Below are 3995 nucleotides of genomic sequence, written 5' to 3' on the forward strand. Positions count from 1 at the left end.
ACCCAGAACGGGCTCAAACGGAAGAAATGAAGCAGGCGGCTTGACGGGTTGTGCGACAGGTTGTTTGACAAACACCGTGAATAAGATAACTTGTTACGAATGGCGCTTCTTTTTTTTTATAAGAAATATGTTACGCAATCGTCTTTATAACAAAAACTTTATTGCACGTTCGATCAACCGTTTTTTATTGATTAAGTCAGTCATATCTCTTGGCGAATCAAGGAAAAGATTTGCTTCGTTCAAAGTTTTAAAAGTCCCCGTATTTCGTAGATGGAAAAAGATAAGTTGTTCAAAGTAGAACTTTAGTTGGTAGCACCTAAACTTTGCATTCTCATTCTGGTCTCCGGCATGAACGCTTCTGTTTCTAAAATCCCGCAAATGCTCTAGTACTTGTTGGTGATATTCAGAATCTTTAAACAGAAATGAACATCGACGTACTATTAAATCGTATTTAGCATCACCTTGGCATGTGATGGACTCTAGTGCACCCCACAGCTTTATTAGGCTAACGTTCTGATCTCGTTCATCTAAAGCTCGGACAAATCGAACCAATGCATCGCGTAATTCATAAGAATATGGAATTTGATTTAACTTGGTAAAAATTCGTTTGTAAAACTTTTTAAAACCTGCAAAATCATCCGCTACAAACAAATCTACTTTTGCAAAGTTCGGTTCATACCAAAATTGTTCATCAGCGACTGCCCCATTGATTTGGTGGACTGTATGAACACGCCCCATTCGTATCTTATTTATTGGCTTCCATTCATCTCCAAAAAGCGACGTACTTGAATTTGCAAGTAGTGACCATATCGCTCGTTGAATATCAATCACATACAAAGCCTTGGTTGCAGCTCCTTTAATAGATTTTGACTTTACCGATACAATAATTTTGCTATAGCTATCAGGTGTATCGTCAGAAAAATCAAATTTATTTCTAATTACAGAATTCCTCGATTCATACCTTTTTGGAAAAAAATTATTTAAGAAAGTAATCTTGCAGCCTTCAGTATTGATTGTTTTTAACGGAAATGGCTTACCGAGCGAAATTGTTGTTAAAACATGAAACTCTGTTTCCTTTGTCTTTCGCTCCTCCTTAATTAAACGATTAATTTCTTCAATTACGCTCTGCTTCTCAAGTACCTGTTTTTTAGCGACGTTACTGATAGCTGTCCAAATAACGCCTTCTATTTCAATTGAATGTGATTTATCCTTAAAATCAACCATTCCATCGAGGGTTGCCTTTGCATCAAAAAATCCGAAGCCAGAAAATGAAACCTTTCCGTCAACAGACACATTCTTTGATTCTTCGATTCTTTTAAGAACAACGTCTGGTTTCGTATTTTTTTTCCAGTTTGCATTCATTTTATTATCCTAAAATCACATTCTGCTCAAATCGATTTGGCCGCACTCAACTGAATCCTGACGCATTCCGCCAGCGAACTCACTTCCAGTTTTTCAAAGAGCTTGGCACGATGGGACTCGACCGTTCTTGTACTGACCTTTAACCTGTCTGCAATGACCTTGTTCGGCATACCTTCCACAAGCAAGTGCAACACTTGATTTTCGCGCTCTGACAAGCGGCTGATTTTTTCATACACATCGGCATTCAGTTTTGATTGACGATGCAACTCAATACTCGACTTGATCGCCATTTGCAGACTATCAATCAACGATTGTTCATCTACTGGTTTAGTCAAGAAATCAACTGCACCAGCCTTGAATGCACGTGTACATTGCGCAATATCACCATGGCCGGTAATAAAAATGATGGGAATCACATACCCTTTTTGTTTGAGTATGTCTTGTATCGTCAAGCCACTGATACCTGGCATACGGATGTCTAATATCAAGCACCCCACTTGGCTCGCATCGTAGTCATCTAAGAATGCCTGCGGATGTTCATACGCAATCACATTTAGGCCGACTGATTTAATCAATAAGCTGAGCGAGTCGCGAACAGCGAGGTCGTCATCTACTAAAAATACGACAGGTTCTAACATCATTCTCTTTCAGATAAATCGAGGTCAACAATATTCGGATAACGAATCGCTAAGGAGAAACTAAACTCAGCGCCGCCATGCGGTAAGTTTTTTGCAGATAGTGTTCCGCCATAAGATTCGACAATGGAGTAACTAATAGTGAGTCCCAATCCCATGCCGTTATCTTTGGTTGTAAGGAAGGGATCAAACAGATGCGGGAGCACCTCTGCTGGAATACCTGCGCCGCCATCTCGAACCGTCAGCACGACTCTGCTTTCTTGGACGGCGGTTTGTATGTGGATGATTCTGGCATCAGTTGGAAACTCCTGCATCGCTTCCATGCCATTCCTGACCAGATTCAAAACCACTTGCTCCATACCTATCGGATCAGCCGTGACAACTGGCAAGCCATACATCAGTTCGGTTTCAGTAATCACCTGAAAATCTTTCAAATGATGCTCGCTCAGAGATAGGACGTTATGTATCACTTGATTCAAATCGACAGGGGCTGTCTTTGATGATTTCTTACTGACGAATGCACGTAGGCGCGTAATAATCTCGGCAGCTCTCTTTGATTGCAACGCAGAGGATTTCATTGCCTGAATAATTTCATCATCATTCGCATCGTCAGATTGCAGCATACGAATGCAGGCTTGGTTGTAGCTCAGAATAGCTGCCAATGGTTGATTGATTTCGTGCGCAATCCCTGCTGCCATTTCACCCATCGTATTCAAACGAGCGACGTGAGCTAATTCTACTTGGTGCTGACGCAAGCGTTTCTCACTAGCTTCGATGGCCTCAAGCGCTTTCTTGCGTATTGGCCCCATATCTCTAAATGCAACCACTGCGCCGATAAACTCCTGCTGACTGCCAAACAAGGGCGATACGTTCCCTTCAATCAGTTTGCGCTGTCCATCGTTATCCTGTATCACCGCATTATCTGGAAGATCGACGACACGTTGATCAGCAATACATTGAGAAAATGGGTCTACTATTTTTGAAGTGGAAAGTTCATACCTCAAGGCCATTACCGCAGTTACTTGTTTTCCTTGGATGTCCGCAAGTTTTTTCTGAAGAATGGCTTCTGCCGCAGGATTGACGTATTCGACAACACCATCAGAATTGAGCGTCATCACCGCATCAGTAATAGATCGTAACGTGACAAAAGCGCGGTCCCGTTCCCGATACAATAATTCATTCGCCAGCCGCGTTTCCTCTTGCTGCATGCGCCGCCAATTGAATGCCATCGCACCTAACAATGTCAGCAACAAGGTCACACAGGCAGAAACCACCAAGCCGGAGAGTCGAAACACTTCCCAGCCGATCTGCCTTTGTGTTTCAAATAAAAACGGTTGGAATTCGCTAGGAATAGCATGTTCGTAGGTGAATAGCGGTAAGAGATGCCGTTCAACCGATGACTTCTTCATTTCATTTAACGCGTAAATCTGTCCGCTTACGTCGTCAGGCTGATACTGTTTGTGAAAAAGCCGCATTGTCATATTCGATGGCGGCAATTCATCTGCATGAAGTAAATTCTTAGCACTGATCAGCAGAGACACTAAACGGGTCGCCTGCTGTTGCCGAGTGAAATAATCAGCTGATGGTGACGACGTATTGAACAAGGCTTTAAATAAAATATATCCGCGCCCACCTTCGACCAGATTAAACGGTGCTGATGCAATGATTTTTTGCGTCATCACACTCTCATCAATCGCCAATTGCAGCTTCTTATCCGCATAGACATCCAATCCTAAAACCGGAGAGGCCGATGCAATGGGCGGTTCCATAAAGGTGACCGGATAATAAAATGGACGCGGTGCGGCTCTGCGCCAACTGCGCTCGCCATCTAAACCAAAGTCCCGAATCTGATAATCGGCACGAATCGAGTGCTGAGCCTCCCTTTCAAATTCATGCAAATGCGCCAGTTCGATACGCGGTTGCATAAAGTGGCCCCCTAAGTCCAGACAATTATTCAAAGAGTTTAAGATAGTGCCTGTTTCTGCCACAGCTGCGCGG

3 protein-coding genes are annotated in these 3995 nt (G+C 42.9%); all 3 read right to left on the reverse strand.

All coding sequences use genetic code 11. The features are described from left to right. Positions 1–144: 144 nt before the first annotated feature. Positions 145–1362, reverse strand: a complete 1218-nt coding sequence (locus QN359_RS19455; protein ID WP_322249626.1) for a HEPN domain-containing protein — start codon at positions 1360–1362, stop codon at positions 145–147. 26 nt (positions 1363–1388) lie between these two features. After that, positions 1389–2000 (reverse strand): response regulator transcription factor, encoded by a 612-nt coding sequence (locus tag QN359_RS19460; protein ID WP_322249625.1) that lies wholly within the window; start codon positions 1998–2000, stop codon positions 1389–1391. Beyond that, the coding region (locus tag QN359_RS19465; protein ID WP_323493398.1) for an ATP-binding protein at positions 2000–3995 on the reverse strand (1996 nt) is incomplete at its 5' end. The genes QN359_RS19465 and QN359_RS19460, both read right to left, overlap by 1 nt.

The organism is Undibacterium sp. 5I2, assembly GCF_035019605.1.
Lineage (GTDB): Bacteria > Pseudomonadota > Gammaproteobacteria > Burkholderiales > Burkholderiaceae_D > Undibacterium.